This is a genomic window from Streptomyces sp. NRRL S-87 (assembly GCF_000719335.1).
Classification (GTDB): Bacteria; Actinomycetota; Actinomycetes; order Streptomycetales; family Streptomycetaceae; genus Streptomyces.
In genome coordinates this window covers 50,811-66,278 of sequence record NZ_JOGB01000045.1, presented here as the reverse complement: position 1 = coordinate 66,278, position 15,468 = coordinate 50,811, and the positions used below count along the sequence as shown (strand labels likewise).

13 protein-coding genes are annotated in these 15,468 nt (G+C 72.2%); 9 read left to right on the top strand and 4 right to left on the bottom strand.

Translation table 11 applies throughout. From position 1 onward, the window contains the following. Window positions 1-471: 471 nt before the first annotated feature. Both IF43_RS0125820 and IF43_RS0125815 read right to left on the bottom strand, forming a co-directional pair. Window positions 472-936: a hypothetical protein gene (locus IF43_RS0125820; protein ID WP_030205131.1), complete on the bottom strand. Its 465-nt coding sequence runs from the start codon at window positions 934-936 to the stop codon at window positions 472-474. A gap of 105 nt (window positions 937-1,041) precedes the next feature. After that, on the bottom strand, window positions 1,042-1,719 hold the full coding sequence (locus IF43_RS0125815) for an IclR family transcriptional regulator (protein WP_037890043.1): 678 nt from the start codon (window positions 1,717-1,719) through the stop codon (window positions 1,042-1,044). A 214-nt stretch (window positions 1,720-1,933) separates the two neighbouring features. On the opposite strand from IF43_RS0125815, the gene IF43_RS0125810 reads away from it, so the two are divergent. Together IF43_RS0125810 and tesB are read left to right on the top strand one after the other, a co-directional pair. Next, complete coding sequence (locus tag IF43_RS0125810; RefSeq protein WP_030205125.1) at window positions 1,934-3,091, top strand: acyl-CoA dehydrogenase family protein; 1,158 nt, start codon at window positions 1,934-1,936, stop codon at window positions 3,089-3,091. Next, window positions 3,091-3,966 (top strand): acyl-CoA thioesterase II, encoded by an 876-nt coding sequence (gene tesB / locus IF43_RS0125805; protein WP_030205145.1) that lies wholly within the window; start codon window positions 3,091-3,093, stop codon window positions 3,964-3,966. Before IF43_RS0125810 ends, tesB begins: the two co-directional genes overlap by 1 nt. Window positions 3,967-4,067: 101 nt before the next feature. Here tesB and IF43_RS0125800 read toward each other — a convergent pair whose 3' ends face one another. Together IF43_RS0125800 and IF43_RS0125795 are read right to left on the bottom strand one after the other, a co-directional pair. Beyond that, window positions 4,068-4,865, bottom strand: a complete 798-nt coding sequence (locus IF43_RS0125800; RefSeq protein WP_030205122.1) for a phosphatase — start codon at window positions 4,863-4,865, stop codon at window positions 4,068-4,070. A gap of 77 nt (window positions 4,866-4,942) precedes the next feature. Then, window positions 4,943-5,554: a TetR/AcrR family transcriptional regulator gene (locus IF43_RS0125795; protein ID WP_030205119.1), complete on the bottom strand. Its 612-nt coding sequence runs from the start codon at window positions 5,552-5,554 to the stop codon at window positions 4,943-4,945. An 88-nt stretch (window positions 5,555-5,642) separates the two neighbouring features. On the opposite strand from IF43_RS0125795, the gene IF43_RS0125790 reads away from it, so the two are divergent. The 7 genes from IF43_RS0125790 to IF43_RS0125760 all read left to right on the top strand — a co-directional run bounded on the left by IF43_RS0125790 (window position 5,643) and on the right by IF43_RS0125760 (window position 15,372). Beyond that, window positions 5,643-7,259 carry a carboxyl transferase domain-containing protein gene (locus IF43_RS0125790; protein WP_030205116.1) on the top strand — a complete coding sequence of 539 codons (1,617 nt, stop codon included), beginning with the start codon at window positions 5,643-5,645 and terminating at the stop codon, window positions 7,257-7,259. 5 nt (window positions 7,260-7,264) lie between these two features. Next, window positions 7,265-9,268, top strand: coding sequence for a biotin carboxylase N-terminal domain-containing protein (locus IF43_RS0125785; protein ID WP_030205113.1), 2,004 nt, complete (start codon window positions 7,265-7,267; stop codon window positions 9,266-9,268). Continuing rightward, window positions 9,265-10,206 (top strand): hydroxymethylglutaryl-CoA lyase, encoded by a 942-nt coding sequence (locus IF43_RS0125780; RefSeq protein WP_030205111.1) that lies wholly within the window; start codon window positions 9,265-9,267, stop codon window positions 10,204-10,206. The genes IF43_RS0125785 and IF43_RS0125780 overlap by 4 nt, the downstream gene beginning before the upstream one ends. Before the next feature lie 6 nt (window positions 10,207-10,212). Continuing rightward, window positions 10,213-11,373: an acyl-CoA dehydrogenase family protein gene (locus IF43_RS0125775; RefSeq protein ID WP_030205109.1), complete on the top strand. Its 1,161-nt coding sequence runs from the start codon at window positions 10,213-10,215 to the stop codon at window positions 11,371-11,373. 222 nt (window positions 11,374-11,595) lie between these two features. After that, window positions 11,596-13,182, top strand: coding sequence for an Ig-like domain-containing protein (locus IF43_RS41795; RefSeq protein ID WP_030205106.1), 1,587 nt, complete (start codon window positions 11,596-11,598; stop codon window positions 13,180-13,182). Window positions 13,183-13,379: 197 nt separating this feature from the next. Then, the gene (locus IF43_RS0125765) at window positions 13,380-14,414 is read left to right on the top strand and encodes an ABC transporter substrate-binding protein (RefSeq protein ID WP_030205104.1); all 1,035 of its coding nucleotides are present in this window, start codon (window positions 13,380-13,382) and stop codon (window positions 14,412-14,414) included. Between the two features lie 25 nt (window positions 14,415-14,439). After that, window positions 14,440-15,372, top strand: coding sequence for a siderophore-interacting protein (locus IF43_RS0125760; RefSeq protein ID WP_051796127.1), 933 nt, complete (start codon window positions 14,440-14,442; stop codon window positions 15,370-15,372). Window positions 15,373-15,468 lie beyond the last annotated feature (96 nt).

The window sequence follows — 15,468 nt, the reverse complement described above, 5'->3', positions numbered from 1 at the left end:
ACCTCGGCGGACAGGCCCGGAAAGACGCCCGGGACGATCGTGAAGACTCCGGTCCGTTCGGTCCGGCCAGCGGGTCAGCGCCTCAGATCGCTACGCCCCACCGGTTCGGGTGGCGGGTGCGGGTTGGTGGGGGCCGGACATAAGCCGCCCACGATCGCTACGCCCCTCCGGTTGGTTGGCGGCTTCCGGGGCCGGTGGGATGGCGGATTCCGGGTCCGGTGGGGGCCGGACATAGGCCGCCCACGATCGCTACGCCCCACCGGTTCGGGTGGCGGCCTCCGGGTCCGGTGGGGGCTGGGCAGGGGCCGCCCACGATCGCTACGCCCCACCGGACGGCCCCGCGGCTGCCGGGCCGGTGGGGGTCGGGCATGGGCGGCCCGGGGTCGTTGCCCCACCGGTTCGGGTGGCGGGTGCGGGCTGGTGCGGCCGGGCACCAGCCCGCAGAGGCGGACGGGGCGCCCGCCTTGGGCGTCAGATGTCGATGACGCGGTAGGCGATCGTGTAGACGCCGCCGGAGCCCTCCAGCGAGCGGTACTGGATCTCCGAGCCCGCCTCGGAGCCCGTCACGAGGGTGGCGCCGAGCTTGTCGTCGCCGCTGGTCGTGTCGTCGTCCCAGAGGGTGAGGGTGCGGGCCTGGTCGCGGCCCAGGACGAGGGCGGCGTTGCCGTTCGCGTCGGTCAGGGAGCGGACGTAGTTCGTGCCCATGGTCTGGTACTTCGCGGAGCCGGGCCAGACCTTGATCTGGTTGCCGTTGGCGTCGGTGATCTTGATGTAGGCCTCGTCGTGGTCGCCCTCGCTCTGCTGGTGGCAGGTCAGCTCCAGCAGCTCGATCCGGACCTGGTCGACGGGCGCGGCCTGGGCCGCGCCGGCCAGGGCCGTCAGGGTGGTGAGGGCCAGGGCGGTGGCGGTGGCGAGGCGGGTCTTCGTGCCGAGCATGTCGTTCCCCCGTGGGTGTTCGGCCGCCGGGGCTTTCCCGGTGGTGGGTCCACCGTGCCCGGGCGGCGGGGCGGTGCTCCACGTGCGTTCCGGTGAGTGGAACGGCTACCTGCGGACCACCGGCGGGAGCGGGGGCGCGGCGTGGCGGGACAGGGCCCGGGAGATGGCCAGGCCCGCGTCGGTGACGGCCTGGGCCAGGGCCTCCAGGGGGCGGCCCGCGCGGACCACGCCGGCGAGGGCGGCGACCGTGCGGCCGTCGGGGGTGCGGACGGGGACGGCGGCGCAGGCCACGCCGTCCATGACGGTCTCGCGGTCCAGGAGCGGGGCGGTCCGTCGGGGGCCGCGGAGGGCTCGGCCGGCGGCGGTGTCGAGGAGGAAGCTCATGCCGTCGCGGACGGGGACCAGGGGTTCGGGTTCGCCGGGGACCGAGCAGACCGTCATCGCGAGGTCCTCGCGCAGGACGGTCAGGACGGCGCTGGCGCCGGTGGCGGCGCGCAGGCGGTGCAGCGGGAGCCGGGCGGCGGCGCGCAGGCCCGGGTGCGGCTGCCAGCCCTGGCCGAGGCGGAACAGTTGCGGGCCCGTCCGGTAGCGGGTGCCGCGGCGCTCCACGGCGCCCACTGCTGCCAGCTGGTCCAGTAGGCGGTGCACGGTCCCCTTGGGTACGCCGCAGGCGACGGCGAGCTCCGTGACGCCGGCCTCGTCGCCGTGCAGGCGCAGTGCTTCCAGCAGGGCGAAGGCGCCCTCCAGTACTCCGCGGCCCTGATGCGGGGCGGGTGTGCCCATGGTGTTCCCCCGAACCGGGCCGGTCCGGCCGCATCCCCCCTGGTGCGGCGCCGTGGCCCGACACAGCAGGATGCACCGCGGCGGAGCCGGTTCGCCAAGGGTTGGCGGGCGTGTCCGAGGGGCTATGGACAGGCGCGGTGACCGGGCGGTAACTTAATAATCTGAGCAAGCGCTTAGACAGGCGGCATCGGCCGCGCGACGGAGGGAGGCGGCCGTGCGCCGTACGGTATTCAACGAGGACCACGAGGCGTTCCGCGAGACCCTGCGGGCCTTCATCGAGGCCGAGGTCGTCCCGGTCTACGACGAGTGGTTCGCCGCCGGCCAGGCGCCCCGCGACTTCTACTACAAGCTCGGTGAGCTGGGCATCTTCGGCATCAACGTCCCCGAGGAGTTCGGCGGCGCGGGCCTGGACACCCACAAGTTCGAGGCCGTCCTCTACGAGGAGACCGCGCGCGCGGGCGTGAACTTCGGCGGTTCCGGCGTGCACGTGCTGCTCGCCCTGCCGTACATCAAGATGCTCGCCTCCGACGAGCAGAAGAAGCGCTTCCTCCCGAAGTTCGTCTCCGGTGAGGAGATGTGGGCGCTGGCGATGACCGAGCCGGGCACCGGCTCCGACGTCGCGGGCATGAAGACCACCGCCAAGCTCTCCGAGGACGGCACCCACTACGTCCTCAACGGCGCGAAGACCTTCATCACCGGTGGCGTGCACGCCGACCGCGTGATCGTCTGCGCCCGTACCTCCGCCCCGAGCGAGGACGACCGCCGCTTCGGCATCTCGCTGTTCGCCGTGGACACCAAGGCGGAGGGCTACTCGATCGGCCGCAAGCTCGACAAGCTGGGCCTGCGCACGTCCGACACCGCCGAGCTGGCGTTCGTCGACGTCAAGGTCCCCGTCGAGGACCTGCTGGGCGAGGAGGGCAAGGGCTTCTACTACCTCGGCCACAACCTGGCGTCCGAGCGCTGGGGCATCGCCTTCGGCGCGTACGCCCAGGCCGCCGCGGCCGTCCGGTTCGCCCAGCAGTACGTGACGGACCGCACCGTCTTCGGCAAGCCGGTCGCGCACTTCCAGAACACCAAGTTCGAGCTGGCCGCCTGCCAGGCCGAGGTGGACGCCGCCCAGGCCGTCGCCGACCGCGCCCTGGAGGCCCTGGACGCGGGCGAGCTGACCCCGGCCGAGGCCGCCAGCGCCAAGCTGTTCTGCACCGAGGTCGCGCACCGCGTCATCGACCGCTGCCTCCAGCTGCACGGTGGCTACGGCTACATGAACGAGTACCCGATCGCGCGCCTGTACGCCGACAACCGCGTCAACCGCATCTACGGCGGCACCAGCGAGATCATGAAGTCGATCATCGCCAAGTCGATGGGCCTGTAATCCACTTGGACGCACTGGGCTCCCTCCTCGATCTGCTCGACCTCGAGCAGATCGAGGAGAACATCTTCCGCGGGCTGAGCCGTTCGGCTCTGATCCCGCGGGTCTTCGGGGGGCAGGTCGCGGCGCAGGCGCTGGTCGCGGCCGGCCGTACGGTGCCCGGCGACCGCACGGCGCACTCGCTGCACTCGTACTTCCTGCGGCCCGGCGACCCGGGTGCGCCGATCGTGTACTCCGTGGACCGGATCCGCGACGGGCGCTCGTTCACCACGCGCCGGGTCGTCGCGGTGCAGCACGGGCACCCGATCTTCCACCTCTCCGCGTCGTTCCAGACGTACGAGGAGGGGCTGGACCACCAGGCCGTCATGCCCGCGGCACCGGACCCCGAGTCGCTGCCGACGGCCGCCGAGGCGCTGCCCCGCTACCGGGAGGTCTTCCGGGACCCGGGCACGGTCGAGCGGCTGCTGGAGGCGCGCGGGGCGGTCGACCTGCGGTACGCCACGACGCCACCGTGGGGGTCGGTGGGCGTGCCGGTGGAGCCGCGTTCGCAGGTCTGGTTCCGTACGGCCGGCAAGCTGGCCGACGACCCGCTGCTGCACACCTGCCTGGCGACGTACGTCTCCGACATGACGCTGCTCGACGCCGTCCTGCTCGCCCACGGGCGCGGCGGCTGGGCGGTCGGCGACGTGGTCGGGGCCTCGCTGGACCACGCGATGTGGTTCCACCGGCCGTTCCGGGCCGACGAGTGGCTGCTGTACGACCAGGAGTCCCCCACCGCCCACGGCGGCCGCGGCCTGGGCCAGGCCCGCATCTGGACCCAGGACGGGCAGCTGGCCGTCACGGTCATCCAGGAGGGCGTCGTCCGCGTCCCGCGCTGATCAGAGCGTTCCGGCGGGGCGACCCAGGGGGTCGCGCGGCGGCGTGAGGACAACGCACCTCACCCGGACGGGCGAGCGCGGCACAAGAGGCCCCCGCGCCCCTACCCCTCCAGCAGCCCCGCCCCGTGCAGGAGGTACGCCGTCATCGGGTCGTAGTAGCGCGGGTCGCGGACGTGGTCGTCGAGGGGGACGACGACCTGCAGGGTGCCCTCGGACTCGCCGAGGAAGAGGGCCGGGTCGTTGGAGTCGGCGTAGCCGACGGAGTCCAGACCGCGCTGGCCCGCGCAGCCGGCCCAGCCGTGGTCGGCGACGACCAGGTCGGGCTGGGGGCGGCCCTCGGCCGCGAGGCCGTCGAGGATGGCGGCCATCGGGGCGGGCGAGTGGGTGTGCCACAGGGTCGCGCCCCGCTCCAGCACCGCGACGTCCGCGAACTGCCAGACCTGCGCCTCGTCCGCGGTCAGGCCCCCGGGGATGCGGACGATCTCGCAGCCGGCCGCGCGCAGGGCGTCGGCGGTGGCGCGGTGGACGTCGAGCAGGCCGCCCGGGTGGCCGGTGGCCAGCAGCACGCTCTGCTTGTCGACGGCGGCCTTGCGCAGCCGGGCCGCGAGCCGGTCGAGGGCGGCGACGGTCAGCTCGGGGTCGATGGTGTCCTGGCCGGCGCGGTGGTCGGGGTCGTCGACGACGCCGCAGCGCTCGGCCATGACGGCGAGGACGTCCTGCTCGTCGGTCCAGCGGTCGCCCAGGTCCAGGCCCAGCCAGTAGTGGCGGTCACCGTTCGCGAGCTTGCGGTAGTGGCTCAGGTTGTTCTCGCGCGGGGTGGCGACCTGGCCGGCGATCCGCGTGCGGACGAGGTGGTCGGTGAGTTCGGCTCGGCTGGGTACCTGGCTGGATATCGGCATGGGGATCATTCTGCCGTCGTCGGACCCGGCGCGGGCGATCCGTCCCGACACTCGGACCGCCGTCCGGGGGTCCGGCGTCAGTCCGACAGCGCCGCGAAGGCGCCGTAGGCCAGCCGCCGCAGCAGCGACTCCGTCGCCTCGCGCCCGCCGGCCCCGAGGTGCGGGGTCGAGTTCAGCAGGCCGAAGACGGCGTGCACGGCGACGCGGACCTCGGCCTCGGGCACGCCCGGGTGCAGCGCTCGCACGGTCTCCACCCACAGCTCGACGTACTGCCGCTGGAGCTGTCGCACCAGCTTGCGGTCCTCCTCGCGCAGCCGGTCCAGCTCGCGGTCGTGCAGGGTGATCAGCGGCCGGTCGTCGAGGGCGAAGTCGATGTGGCCGTTGATGAGCGAGGCCAGCACCGCGGCCGGGTCGCCGGCCACCTCGGCCACGCGGTGGCGGCCCCCGGTCAGCAGGCGCTCGCTGATGCCCACCAGCAGCTCCGCGAGCATGGCGTCCTTGCCTGCGAAGTGCCGGTAGAGCCCGGGGCCGCTGATGCCCACGGCGGCGCCTATCTCGTCCACGCCGACGCCGTGGAATCCGCGTTCGGCGAAGAGTCGGGCGGCCTCCTTGAGGATCTGCTCGCGGCGGCTCGGGGCCGCGGTGACGCCAGTGGCTCCGGTGGCTGCGGCTTCGGCTCTGGTGCTCATGGGAATTCATTCTAGACAGCGCTGTTAGCGCTCGTTAACCTGAAGGAAACGCGTTAACGCTCATTAACCGAGCAAGGGAGCTCGAGGGATGCAGCAGGCACCAGTGCTGGCGAGCGCCGCCGACCCGGCGTCCGAGGCCTGGCGGACCAACGAGGCCGCCCACCAGGAGCTCACGGAAGGGCTGCGGGCCCGCCTCGCGGCGGCGCGCGAGGGCGGCGGCGAGCGCGCCCGCGCCAAGCACACCGCGCGCGGCAAGCTGCTGCCGCGCGACCGGGTGGACACGCTTCTCGACCCCGGTTCCCCGTTCCTGGAGCTGGCCCCGCTGGCCGCCGAGGAGATGTACGGCGGGGCCGCCCCGGCCGCCGGCGTGATCGCGGGCATCGGGCGGGTCAGCGGCCGCGAGTGCGTGGTCGTGGCGAACGACGCCACCGTCAAGGGCGGCACGTACTACCCGATGACCGTCAAGAAGCACCTGCGCGCGCAGGAGGTGGCCCTGGAGAACCGGCTGCCCTGCCTCTACCTGGTCGACTCCGGCGGCGCCTTCCTGCCCATGCAGGATGAGGTCTTCCCCGACCGCGAGCACTTCGGGCGGATCTTCTACAACCAGGCCCGCATGTCGGGGGCCGGCATCCCGCAGATCGCCGCGGTCCTCGGCTCCTGCACCGCCGGCGGGGCGTACGTCCCCGCGATGAGCGACGAGGCGGTGATCGTCCGCAACCAGGGCACGATCTTCCTGGGCGGCCCGCCGCTGGTGAAGGCGGCCACCGGCGAGGTGGTCACGGCCGAGGAGCTGGGCGGCGGCGAGGTGCACAGCCGCGTCTCCGGCGTGACCGACCACCTGGCCGAGGACGACGCGCACGCGCTGCGGATCGTCCGGAACATCGTGGCCACCCTGCCCGAGCGCGGCCCGCTGCCGTGGCCGGTGCAGGCCCCCGAGGAGCCCAAGGTCGACCCGGCGGGGCTGTACGGAGCGGTGCCGGTGGACTCCCGCACCCCGTACGACGCCCGCGAGATCATCGCGCGGATCGTGGACGGGTCGCGGTTCGCCGAGTTCAAGTCGGAGTTCGGCACGACCCTGGTCACCGGCTTCGCCCACATCCACGGCCACCCGGTCGGCATCGTGGCGAACAACGGCATCCTGTTCGCCGAGTCCGCCCAGAAGGGCGCGCACTTCATCGAGCTGTGCGACCAGCGCGGCATCCCGCTGCTGTTCCTGCAGAACATCTCCGGCTTCATGGTGGGCCGCGACTACGAGGCCGGCGGCATCGCCAAGCACGGCGCGAAGATGGTCACCGCCGTGGCCTGCACCCGCGTGCCGAAGCTGACCGTCGTGGTCGGCGGCTCGTACGGCGCCGGCAACTACTCGATGTGCGGCCGGGCGTACTCGCCGCGCTTCCTGTGGATGTGGCCGAACGCCAAGATCTCGGTCATGGGCGGCGAGCAGGCCGCGTCCGTGCTGGCGACGGTCAAGCGGGACCAGATGGAGGCCCGCGGCGAGTACTGGTCGGGCGACGAGGAGGACGCCTTCAAGGCTCCGGTGCGCGCCCAGTACGAGGAGCAGGGCAACGCCTACTACGCCACGGCCCGGCTGTGGGACGACGGCGTGATCGACCCGATGGAGACCCGGCAGGTGCTGGGGCTCGCGCTGACCGCCTGTGCCAACGCCCCGCTGGGTGACAGCGGCTTCGGCATCTTCCGGATGTGAGGACGATGTTCAACTCTGTTCTGGTCGCCAACCGCGGTGAGATCGCGGTCCGCGTCATCCGCACCCTGCGCGCGCTCGGCATCCGTTCGGTCGCCGTCTTCAGCGATGCCGACGCCGACGCCAAGCACGTGCGGGAGGCCGACACGGCGGTGCGGATCGGCCCGGCGGCCGCCGCCGAGAGCTACCTGTCGGTGGAGAAGCTGATCGACGCGGCCCGGCGCACCGGCGCGCAGGCGGTCCACCCGGGGTACGGCTTCCTCGCGGAGAACGCCGGCTTCGCGGCCGCCTGCGAGGCCGCGGGCCTGGTCTTCATCGGCCCGCCGGCGAGCGCCATCTCCCTGATGGGCGACAAGATCCGCGCCAAGGAGACGGTGAAGGCGGCCGGCGTGCCGGTCGTGCCCGGCTCCTCCGGCAGCGGCCTGTCGGACGCCGAACTGACCGCGGCCGCGGCGGAGATCGGCATGCCGGTGCTGCTCAAGCCCTCCGCGGGCGGCGGCGGCAAGGGCATGCGGCTGGTGCGGGACGCGGCGCTGCTGGCGGACGAGATCGCGGCGGCCCGGCGCGAGGCCCGCTCCTCCTTCGGTGACGACACGCTGCTGGTGGAGCGGTGGATCGACCGGCCCCGGCACATCGAGATCCAGGTGCTGGCGGACGGCCACGGGAACGTGGTCCACCTCGGCGAGCGCGAGTGCTCGCTGCAGCGGCGGCACCAGAAGGTGGTCGAGGAGGCCCCCTCGGTGCTGCTGACCCCCGAGATCCGGGCGGCGATGGGCGAGGCGGCGGTGTCCGCGGCCCGGTCGTGCGGGTACGTCGGGGCGGGCACGGTGGAGTTCATCGTGCCGGGCGGGGACCCGTCCTCGTACTACTTCATGGAGATGAACACCCGGCTCCAGGTGGAGCACCCGGTGACCGAGCTCGTGACGGGCCTCGACCTGGTGGAGCTCCAGCTGCGGGTGGCGGCCGGCGAGGCGCTGCCGGTCACCCAGGCCGACGTACGGCTGGACGGGCACGCGATCGAGGCGCGGGTCTGCGCCGAGGACCCGGCGCGCGGGTTCCTGCCGTCGGGCGGCCGGGTGCTGGCCCTGTCGGAGCCGGACACGAGCCCGGTGCGCACGGACTCGGGCCTGACGGCCGGGGTGGACGTGGGCAGCACGTACGACCCGATGCTGTCGAAGGTCATCGCCTGGGGTCCGGACCGGGCCGCCGCGCTGCGGTCGCTCCGGGCGGCGCTGGCGGACACGGTGATCCTGGGCGTGCCGACGAACGCCGGCTTCCTGCGGCGTCTGCTGGCGCACCCGTCGGTCGTCACGGGTGACATGGACACCGGCCTGGTCGAGCGCGACCTCGCCGACCTGCTGCCCGAGGGCGTGCCGGCCGAGGTGTACGCGACGGCCGCGCTGCTGCGCGCGGCCCCCGCGCGGCAGGCGGCGGGCTGGGTCGACCCGTTCGGGTCGGCGAACGGCTGGCGGCTGGGCGGCACCCCCGCCTGGACCGTGCACCCCTTCCGCATCCCGGGCCAGGACCCGGTCGAGGTCCGCACCCGCGCCGTCGCGGGCGGCGTCGAGGTGCTGCTGCCCGGTGGCGACACCCTGCGGGCCCGGCTCGTGGCGGGCGGCGCCGACCGGGTGACGGTCGAGCTCGACGGCGTCACGCACGCGTTCGCGCACGCCACCTCCCCCGAGGGGGTCTGGCTGGGCCGGGACGGCGACACCTGGCACGTGACCGCGTACGACCCCGTCGAGGCGAGCCTGTCCGGCCGGGCGCACGCGGGGGCGGACACCCTCGCCGCGCCGATGCCCGGCACGGTCACGGTCGTGAAGGTGGCCGTCGGCGACAAGGTCACGGCCGGTCAGAGCCTGCTCGTGGTCGAGGCCATGAAGATGGAGCACGTCATCTCCGCCCCGCACGACGGCACCGTCGCCGAGCTGGACGTCACCCCCGGCACGACGGTCGCGATGGACCAGATCCTCGCCGTCGTGACCCCGGACGCGGAGGAGGAAGCGGCATGAGCGTCCCCGGACTGCCCATGAGCGTGCCCGGCGCCGGCCTGCCGGCACGGGTGCGGATCCACGAGGTCGGCGCCCGCGACGGGCTGCAGAACGAGAAGTCGGCCGTGCCGACCGAGGTGAAGGCCGAGTTCGTCCGCCGCCTCGCGGACGCGGGCCTGACGACCGTCGAGGCGACCAGCTTCGTCCACCCCAAGTGGGTGCCCCAGCTGGCTGACGCGGAGCAGCTGTTCCCGCAGCTGGCGGACCTGAAGGGCGTCCACCTGCCGGTGCTCGTGCCCAACGAGCGCGGCCTGGACCGGGCCCGTGAGCTCGGCGCCACCCGCATCGCGGTCTTCGGCTCGGCCACGGAAACGTTCGCTCAGCGCAACCTGAACCGCACCGTCGCCGAGTCCCTGGCCATGTTCGAGCCGGTCGTCGCCCGGGCCAGGGCCGAGCGGATGCACGTGCGCGGCTACCTGTCGATGTGCTTCGGCGACCCGTGGGAGGGCCCGGTCCCGGTCCACCAGGTCGTCCGGGTCGCCAAGGCCCTGCTCGACCTCGGCTGCGACGAGCTGAGCCTGGGCGACACCATCGGCGTCGCCACGCCGGGCCACGTCCAGGCGCTGCTGGCGCAGCTGAACGAGGAGGGCGTGGGCACCGACCGGATCGGCGTGCACTTCCACGACACCTACGGCCAGGCGCTGTCCAACACTCTGGCCGCCCTCCAGCACGGCGTCACCACCGTCGACGCCTCCGCCGGCGGCCTCGGCGGCTGCCCGTACGCCAAGAGCGCCACCGGCAACCTCGCCACCGAGGACCTGGTGTGGATGCTCGACGGCCTCGGCATCGAGACCGGTGTCGACCTCGGCAAGCTCACCGCCACGAGCGTGTGGATGGCCGAACAACTGGGGCGCCCGAGCCCCTCCCGTACCGTCCGCGCCCTCTCCCACAAGGAGTAACGACCCATGCCCCTCGACCACCGGCTCACCCCCGAGCACGAGGAACTCCGCCGCACCGTCGAGGCGTTCGCCCACGACGTGGTGGCCCCGAAGATCGGCGACTTCTACGAGCGCCACGAGTTCCCGTACGAGATCGTCGCCGAGATGGGCCGCATGGGCCTGTTCGGCCTGCCCTTCCCCGAGGAGTACGGCGGCATGGGCGGGGACTACCTCGCCCTCGGCATCGCCCTGGAGGAGCTGGCCCGGGTCGACTCCTCGGTCGCCATCACCCTGGAGGCGGGCGTCTCGCTGGGCGCGATGCCGCTCTACCTCTTCGGTACGGACGAGCAGAAGCAGCAGTGGCTGCCGAAGCTGTGCGCGGGCGAGATGCTGGGCGCGTTCGGCCTGACCGAGCCGGGCGCCGGCTCGGACGCCGGCGGCACCCGCACCACGGCCGTCCGCGACGGCGACGAGTGGGTCATCAACGGCTCGAAGTGCTTCATCACCAACTCGGGCACGGACATCACGGGCCTGGTCACGGTCACCGCGGTCACCGGCCGCAAGGCGGACGGCCGCCCGGAGATCTCCAGCATCATCGTGCCCTCCGGCACTCCCGGCTTCACCGTGGCGGCCCCGTACTCCAAGGTCGGGTGGAACGCCTCGGACACCCGTGAGCTGTCATTCGACAACGTGCGCGTGCCGGTGGCGAACCTGGTGGGCCAGGAGGGTCGCGGGTACGCCCAGTTCCTGCGCATCCTCGACGAGGGCCGCATCGCGATCGCGGCGCTGGCCACCGGTCTGGCGCAGGGCTGCGTGGACGAGTCGGTGAAGTACGCCAAGGAGCGGGAGGCCTTCGGCAGGCCGATCGGCTCCAACCAGGCCATCCAGTTCAAGCTGGCGGACATGGAGATGCGGGCGCACATGGCCCGGATCGGCTGGCGGGACGCGGCCTCGCGCCTGGTGGCGGGCGAGCCGTTCAAGAAGGAGGCGGCGATCGCGAAGCTGTACTCCTCCACGGTCGCGGTGGACAACGCCCGCGAGGCGACCCAGATCCACGGCGGGTACGGGTTCATGAACGAGTACCCGGTGGCCCGCATGTGGCGCGACTCGAAGATCCTGGAGATCGGCGAGGGCACGAGCGAGGTCCAGCGGATGCTGATCGCCCGGGAACTCGGCTTCACCGCTTAGACGTTGCCCTGGCGTTCAGGGGAAGTCGAAGCCCCCGCGACCTGACCGCGGGGGCTTCGGCGCTTTTTCGTCTCTGCAGCACGTCGATGCCGCGGGCGACCGTCCCATGCTCACCAATATGCCTATATCGCCTTTCCACCCATTCAGGAGTGTTGCGTGATTTGACCGTTTTTGCGGTGCTACGTTGCGGCCCCCAGCCCCCTTAGCAATGGAGCATCCGCAGTGATCAGATCCGTGCAGTCGCCCCGCTCGTCGCGCGGGCGCCGCCTGCGGGCCGCGCTCGCGACCGCCGTGCTCTCGGCGTCCTTCACCGCCCCCCTGGCACTGGCCACCGCGACGACGGCGGCCGCCCAGACGTGCACGACGGCGAACGTGCTGTCGGGCAGCCACTTCGAGATCGACGTCAACGCCAACCTCATCGTCAACGGCAACGCGGACTGCATCGACTGGCTCACCGGCGGCACCAACACCCCGTTCCGCGACCAGCAGGGCGTCAAGAACGACCGGCCGAGCGGCTCCAGCGACGACGCCTTCGGCCAGGGCTCGAAGGAGGACGACCCCAACCCGACGATCGTCTTCGGTTCGATCCCGCCGAACAAGAGCGACCTGCTGAACTTCGGCGTGTTCACGGAGACGAACACGACGCCGAAGTTCCTGGAGCTCTTCTGGCGCCGCAGGAACAACCCCTCGGGCACCACGAACATGGACTTCGAGCTGAACCAGAAGTTCTGCGACGTGACCGCGATCCCGACGAACTGCGCCAACAACGGCTCGAACGCCACGGAGACCCCGGTCCGCACCCCGGGCGACAAGCTGATCACGTACGACCTCTCCAACGGCGGCACCGTACCGATCATCTCCATCCGCACCTGGAGCGGCTCGGTCTGGGGCGGCCCGACGATCATCAGCGGCGGCGTGAACGCGCAGGCGCTGGGCTCGGTCAACACCAGCACGATCCCGGCCAACCAGGCCGGCTCCCTCGGCCCACTGGACCCGTTCACCTTCGGTGAGGCGGCGGTCTCGTTCAACGCGATCTTCCCGCCCGGCAGCGGCTGCCGTACCTTCGGCTCCGCCTACGTGAAGAGCCGCTCCTCGGACTCCTTCCCCGCCGAGCTGAAGGACTTCATCGCCCCGGAGCGCGTACAGATCACCAACTGCTCGTCCCTCATCACGACCGCCACGGACACGGTGACGATCGGCAGTCCGATCCATGACACCGCCACCCTCGGCGGCGCCACCTCCAACGCGGGCGGCACCATCAGCTTCCACCTGTTCAGCAACGCCACCTGCACGGCGGAGATCAACACCGGTCTCCCCCCGGTCGCGGTGAACGGCAACGGCACGTACACCTCGGGCGAGTACACCCCGACGACCGTGGGCTCGTACTACTGGACCGCCGTGTACAGCGGCGACGCCAACAACCAAGGAAGTTCGACCGCCTGCGGGGACGCCAACGAGACGTCTGTGGTCACTTTGGCGGGGACCACGACCACGACCGCCCAGAAGGTCCGCCCGCAGGACTCGGCCACGGTCAGCGCCGGCGACGGCGGCATCCCGCAGGGCAGCGTCCTGTTCCAGCTCTACGGGCCCGGCATCGGCTGCCCCGCCGGCAACCTGGTCTACAGCGAGACGGTGCAGCTCGTGAACGGCGCGGCCGCCACGAACAACACCACGTTCGCCGTCGACAAGGGCACCGAGGGCGACTACAAGTGGGTCGCGACCTACACGCCCGGCAACGGCGACACCACCCACACCGGCTCCGCCAGCCAGTGCGGCGCCGAGCACACGAACATCGACATCACGGAGTAACGACCCGGCGCAGGAACTGACGGCCGACCCTGAACGGCCGCCGGAGGAGAGGGCCTTCCGTCCCACGGAGGGCCCTCTCCGCATGCTGACGGGTAAAAAGTTAGGCCCTCCTTACCCGGAGGCAATGAGGTTAGGCTAACCTACGTTCCGAATCGGCCCGCGTGGCCGGACCGGATCGTACGAAAGCGGACACCGACATGCCCAAGTCCCGTGCTGCCCACCTCTCCCGCCGCGGCGTCCTCGCCGCCGGCGGCGTCCTCGGCCTCGGGGCCGTGCTCGCCGCCTGCGGGGACGGCGACACGAAAAAGGACTCCGGCAACGGATCCGCGGACAACGCCAAGAAGGGCCCCTGGACCTTCAAGGACGACCGCGGCACCACGGTGAGCACCAAGGCCGTCCCCAAGAACATCGTGGCCTTCACCGGAACCGCCGCCGCGCTCCACGACTTCGGCGTCCCGGTCAAGGGCGTGTTCGGCCCGACGAAGCTGCCCGACGGCAAGCCCGACGTCCAGGCCGGCTCGCTGGACATCTCCAAGGTGGAGATCCTGGGCAACGTCTGGGGCGAGTTCAACGTCGAGAAGTACGCGGCCCTCAGGCCCGAGGTGCTCATCACCAACATGTGGATCAAGGACCAGCTCTGGTTCGTGCCGGACGAGTCCAAGGACAAGATCCTCAAGCTGGCCCCGAGCGTCGCCCTGTGGGCCGCCGACACCACGATCCCCAAGGTGATCCAGCGTCACGCCGAGCTGGCCGAGTCCCTCGGCGCGGACCCCAAGGCCAAGAACGTCGCCGACGCCAAGGCCCGCTTCGAGAAGGCCGCCGCCCGGCTGCGCTCGGCCGCCAAGGCCAACCCGGGCCTGAAGGTGCTCATCGGTTCCGGCAGCGCCGACCTGTTCTACGTCTCGGCCGCCAAGCCCGGCGCGGACACCCGCTACTTCCAGGAGCTGGGCCTGACCTTCGTGGAGCCGAAGGTCAACGCGCAGGGCTTCTTCGAGGAGCTGTCCTGGGAGAACGTCGGCAAGTACAAGGCCGACATCATCATGCTCGACAACCGCACGGGCACCCTCCAGGCGAACGACCTCAAGGGGAAGCCGACCTGGAACCAGCTGCCCGCCGTCAAGGCCGGCCAGGTCATCCCGCGCGTGACCGAACCGATCTTCTCGTACGACAAGTGCGCCCCGATCCTCGAGGACCTCGCCGCCGCGGTCGAGAAGGCCAAGAAGGTCAGCTGACCACACGACCAGGGGGATCCACACCATGACCACGAGCACGAGCACTGGCACGACCACGACCACCGACGCCGACCAGGCGGCCCTGCACTTCGGCTTCTTCGAGCTGGAGGTGCTGCGCACCCGCCGCGTCGGACACTCCTTCCTGCGCGCCACGTTCGGCGGTGAGTCCCTCAAGGACTTCCGCTCCGGGGGCTTCGACCAGAGCCTGTCGCTGTTCCTGCCGCAGCCGCACGTCGAGCACACCGTGCTCCCGTCGACCGACGAGGACACCTGGTTCGCCGCCTGGCGCGGGATGCCGGCCGACGAGATGCCGGTGATGCGCTCCTACACCGTGCGCGAGCAACGCACCGCGCCCGGCGGCGCGGTCGAGGTCGACATCGACTTCGTGCTGCACGGGGACGCCTCGCCCGCCTCCCACTGGGCCGGCCGGGCCCGCGAGGGCAGCCGCATCATGGCGATCGGCCCGCGCGTGGCGGAGAACAAGTCGGTCCGCTTCCAGGTCCGCCCGGACGCCGACCTGCTCGTCATGTACGCCGACGAGACCGCGTTGCCGGCCGCGGCCGCGATCCTGGCGGCCCTGCCCGCGGGCCACCGCGTCCGGGCCGTCTTCGAGGTCCCGCACGAGGACGACCGGCTCACGCTGGAGACCGCGGCCGAGGCCGAGTTCACCTGGCTGGTCCGGGACCCGGGGACGGGTCCCGGGCGCGCCGACGCGGTGGTCGCGGCGCTGCGGGCCGCCGAGCTGTCCGGGATCGCGGACGGGGCGGCGTACGCCTGGCTCGCGGGCGAGGCCGGCACCGTACGGGCGGCCCGCCGCCACCTCGTCCAGGAGCGCGCCCTCGACCGCCGGGCGGTGCGCTTCACCGGCTACTGGCGGCTCGGCGCCAGCGAGGAGGAGCTCCTCGCCGAGGCGTACTCCGGCCGCGCCCCCAGCGAGGACCCCGAGTCCGCGCTCTAAGAGGGCCCCCGCTCTGAGGGCCCGCGCCCCGAAGGCGCGCTGACGCGTGCACCCCTCGCGTCAGCAGCCCCGGAAGACCTCCGCGCGCGGGTCCCC

What these genes read in the sequence shown, in the direction of transcription:
- IF43_RS0125820 (WP_030205131.1), bottom strand. Translation starts at nt 936, where the DNA reads ATGCTCGGCACGAAGACCCGCCTCGCCACCGCCACCGCCCTGGCCCTC.
- IF43_RS0125815 (WP_037890043.1), bottom strand. Translation starts at nt 1,719, where the DNA reads ATGGGCACACCCGCCCCGCATCAGGGCCGCGGAGTACTGGAGGGCGCC.
- IF43_RS0125800 (WP_030205122.1), bottom strand. Translation starts at nt 4,865, where the DNA reads ATGCCGATATCCAGCCAGGTACCCAGCCGAGCCGAACTCACCGACCAC.
- IF43_RS0125795 (WP_030205119.1), bottom strand. Translation starts at nt 5,554, where the DNA reads ATGAGCACCAGAGCCGAAGCCGCAGCCACCGGAGCCACTGGCGTCACC.
- IF43_RS0125790 (WP_030205116.1), top strand. Translation starts at nt 5,643, where the DNA reads ATGCAGCAGGCACCAGTGCTGGCGAGCGCCGCCGACCCGGCGTCCGAG.
- IF43_RS0125785 (WP_030205113.1), top strand. Translation starts at nt 7,265, where the DNA reads ATGTTCAACTCTGTTCTGGTCGCCAACCGCGGTGAGATCGCGGTCCGC.
- IF43_RS0125780 (WP_030205111.1), top strand. Translation starts at nt 9,265, where the DNA reads ATGAGCGTCCCCGGACTGCCCATGAGCGTGCCCGGCGCCGGCCTGCCG.
- IF43_RS0125775 (WP_030205109.1), top strand. Translation starts at nt 10,213, where the DNA reads ATGCCCCTCGACCACCGGCTCACCCCCGAGCACGAGGAACTCCGCCGC.
- IF43_RS0125765 (WP_030205104.1), top strand. Translation starts at nt 13,380, where the DNA reads ATGCCCAAGTCCCGTGCTGCCCACCTCTCCCGCCGCGGCGTCCTCGCC.
- IF43_RS0125760 (WP_051796127.1), top strand. Translation starts at nt 14,440, where the DNA reads ATGACCACGAGCACGAGCACTGGCACGACCACGACCACCGACGCCGAC.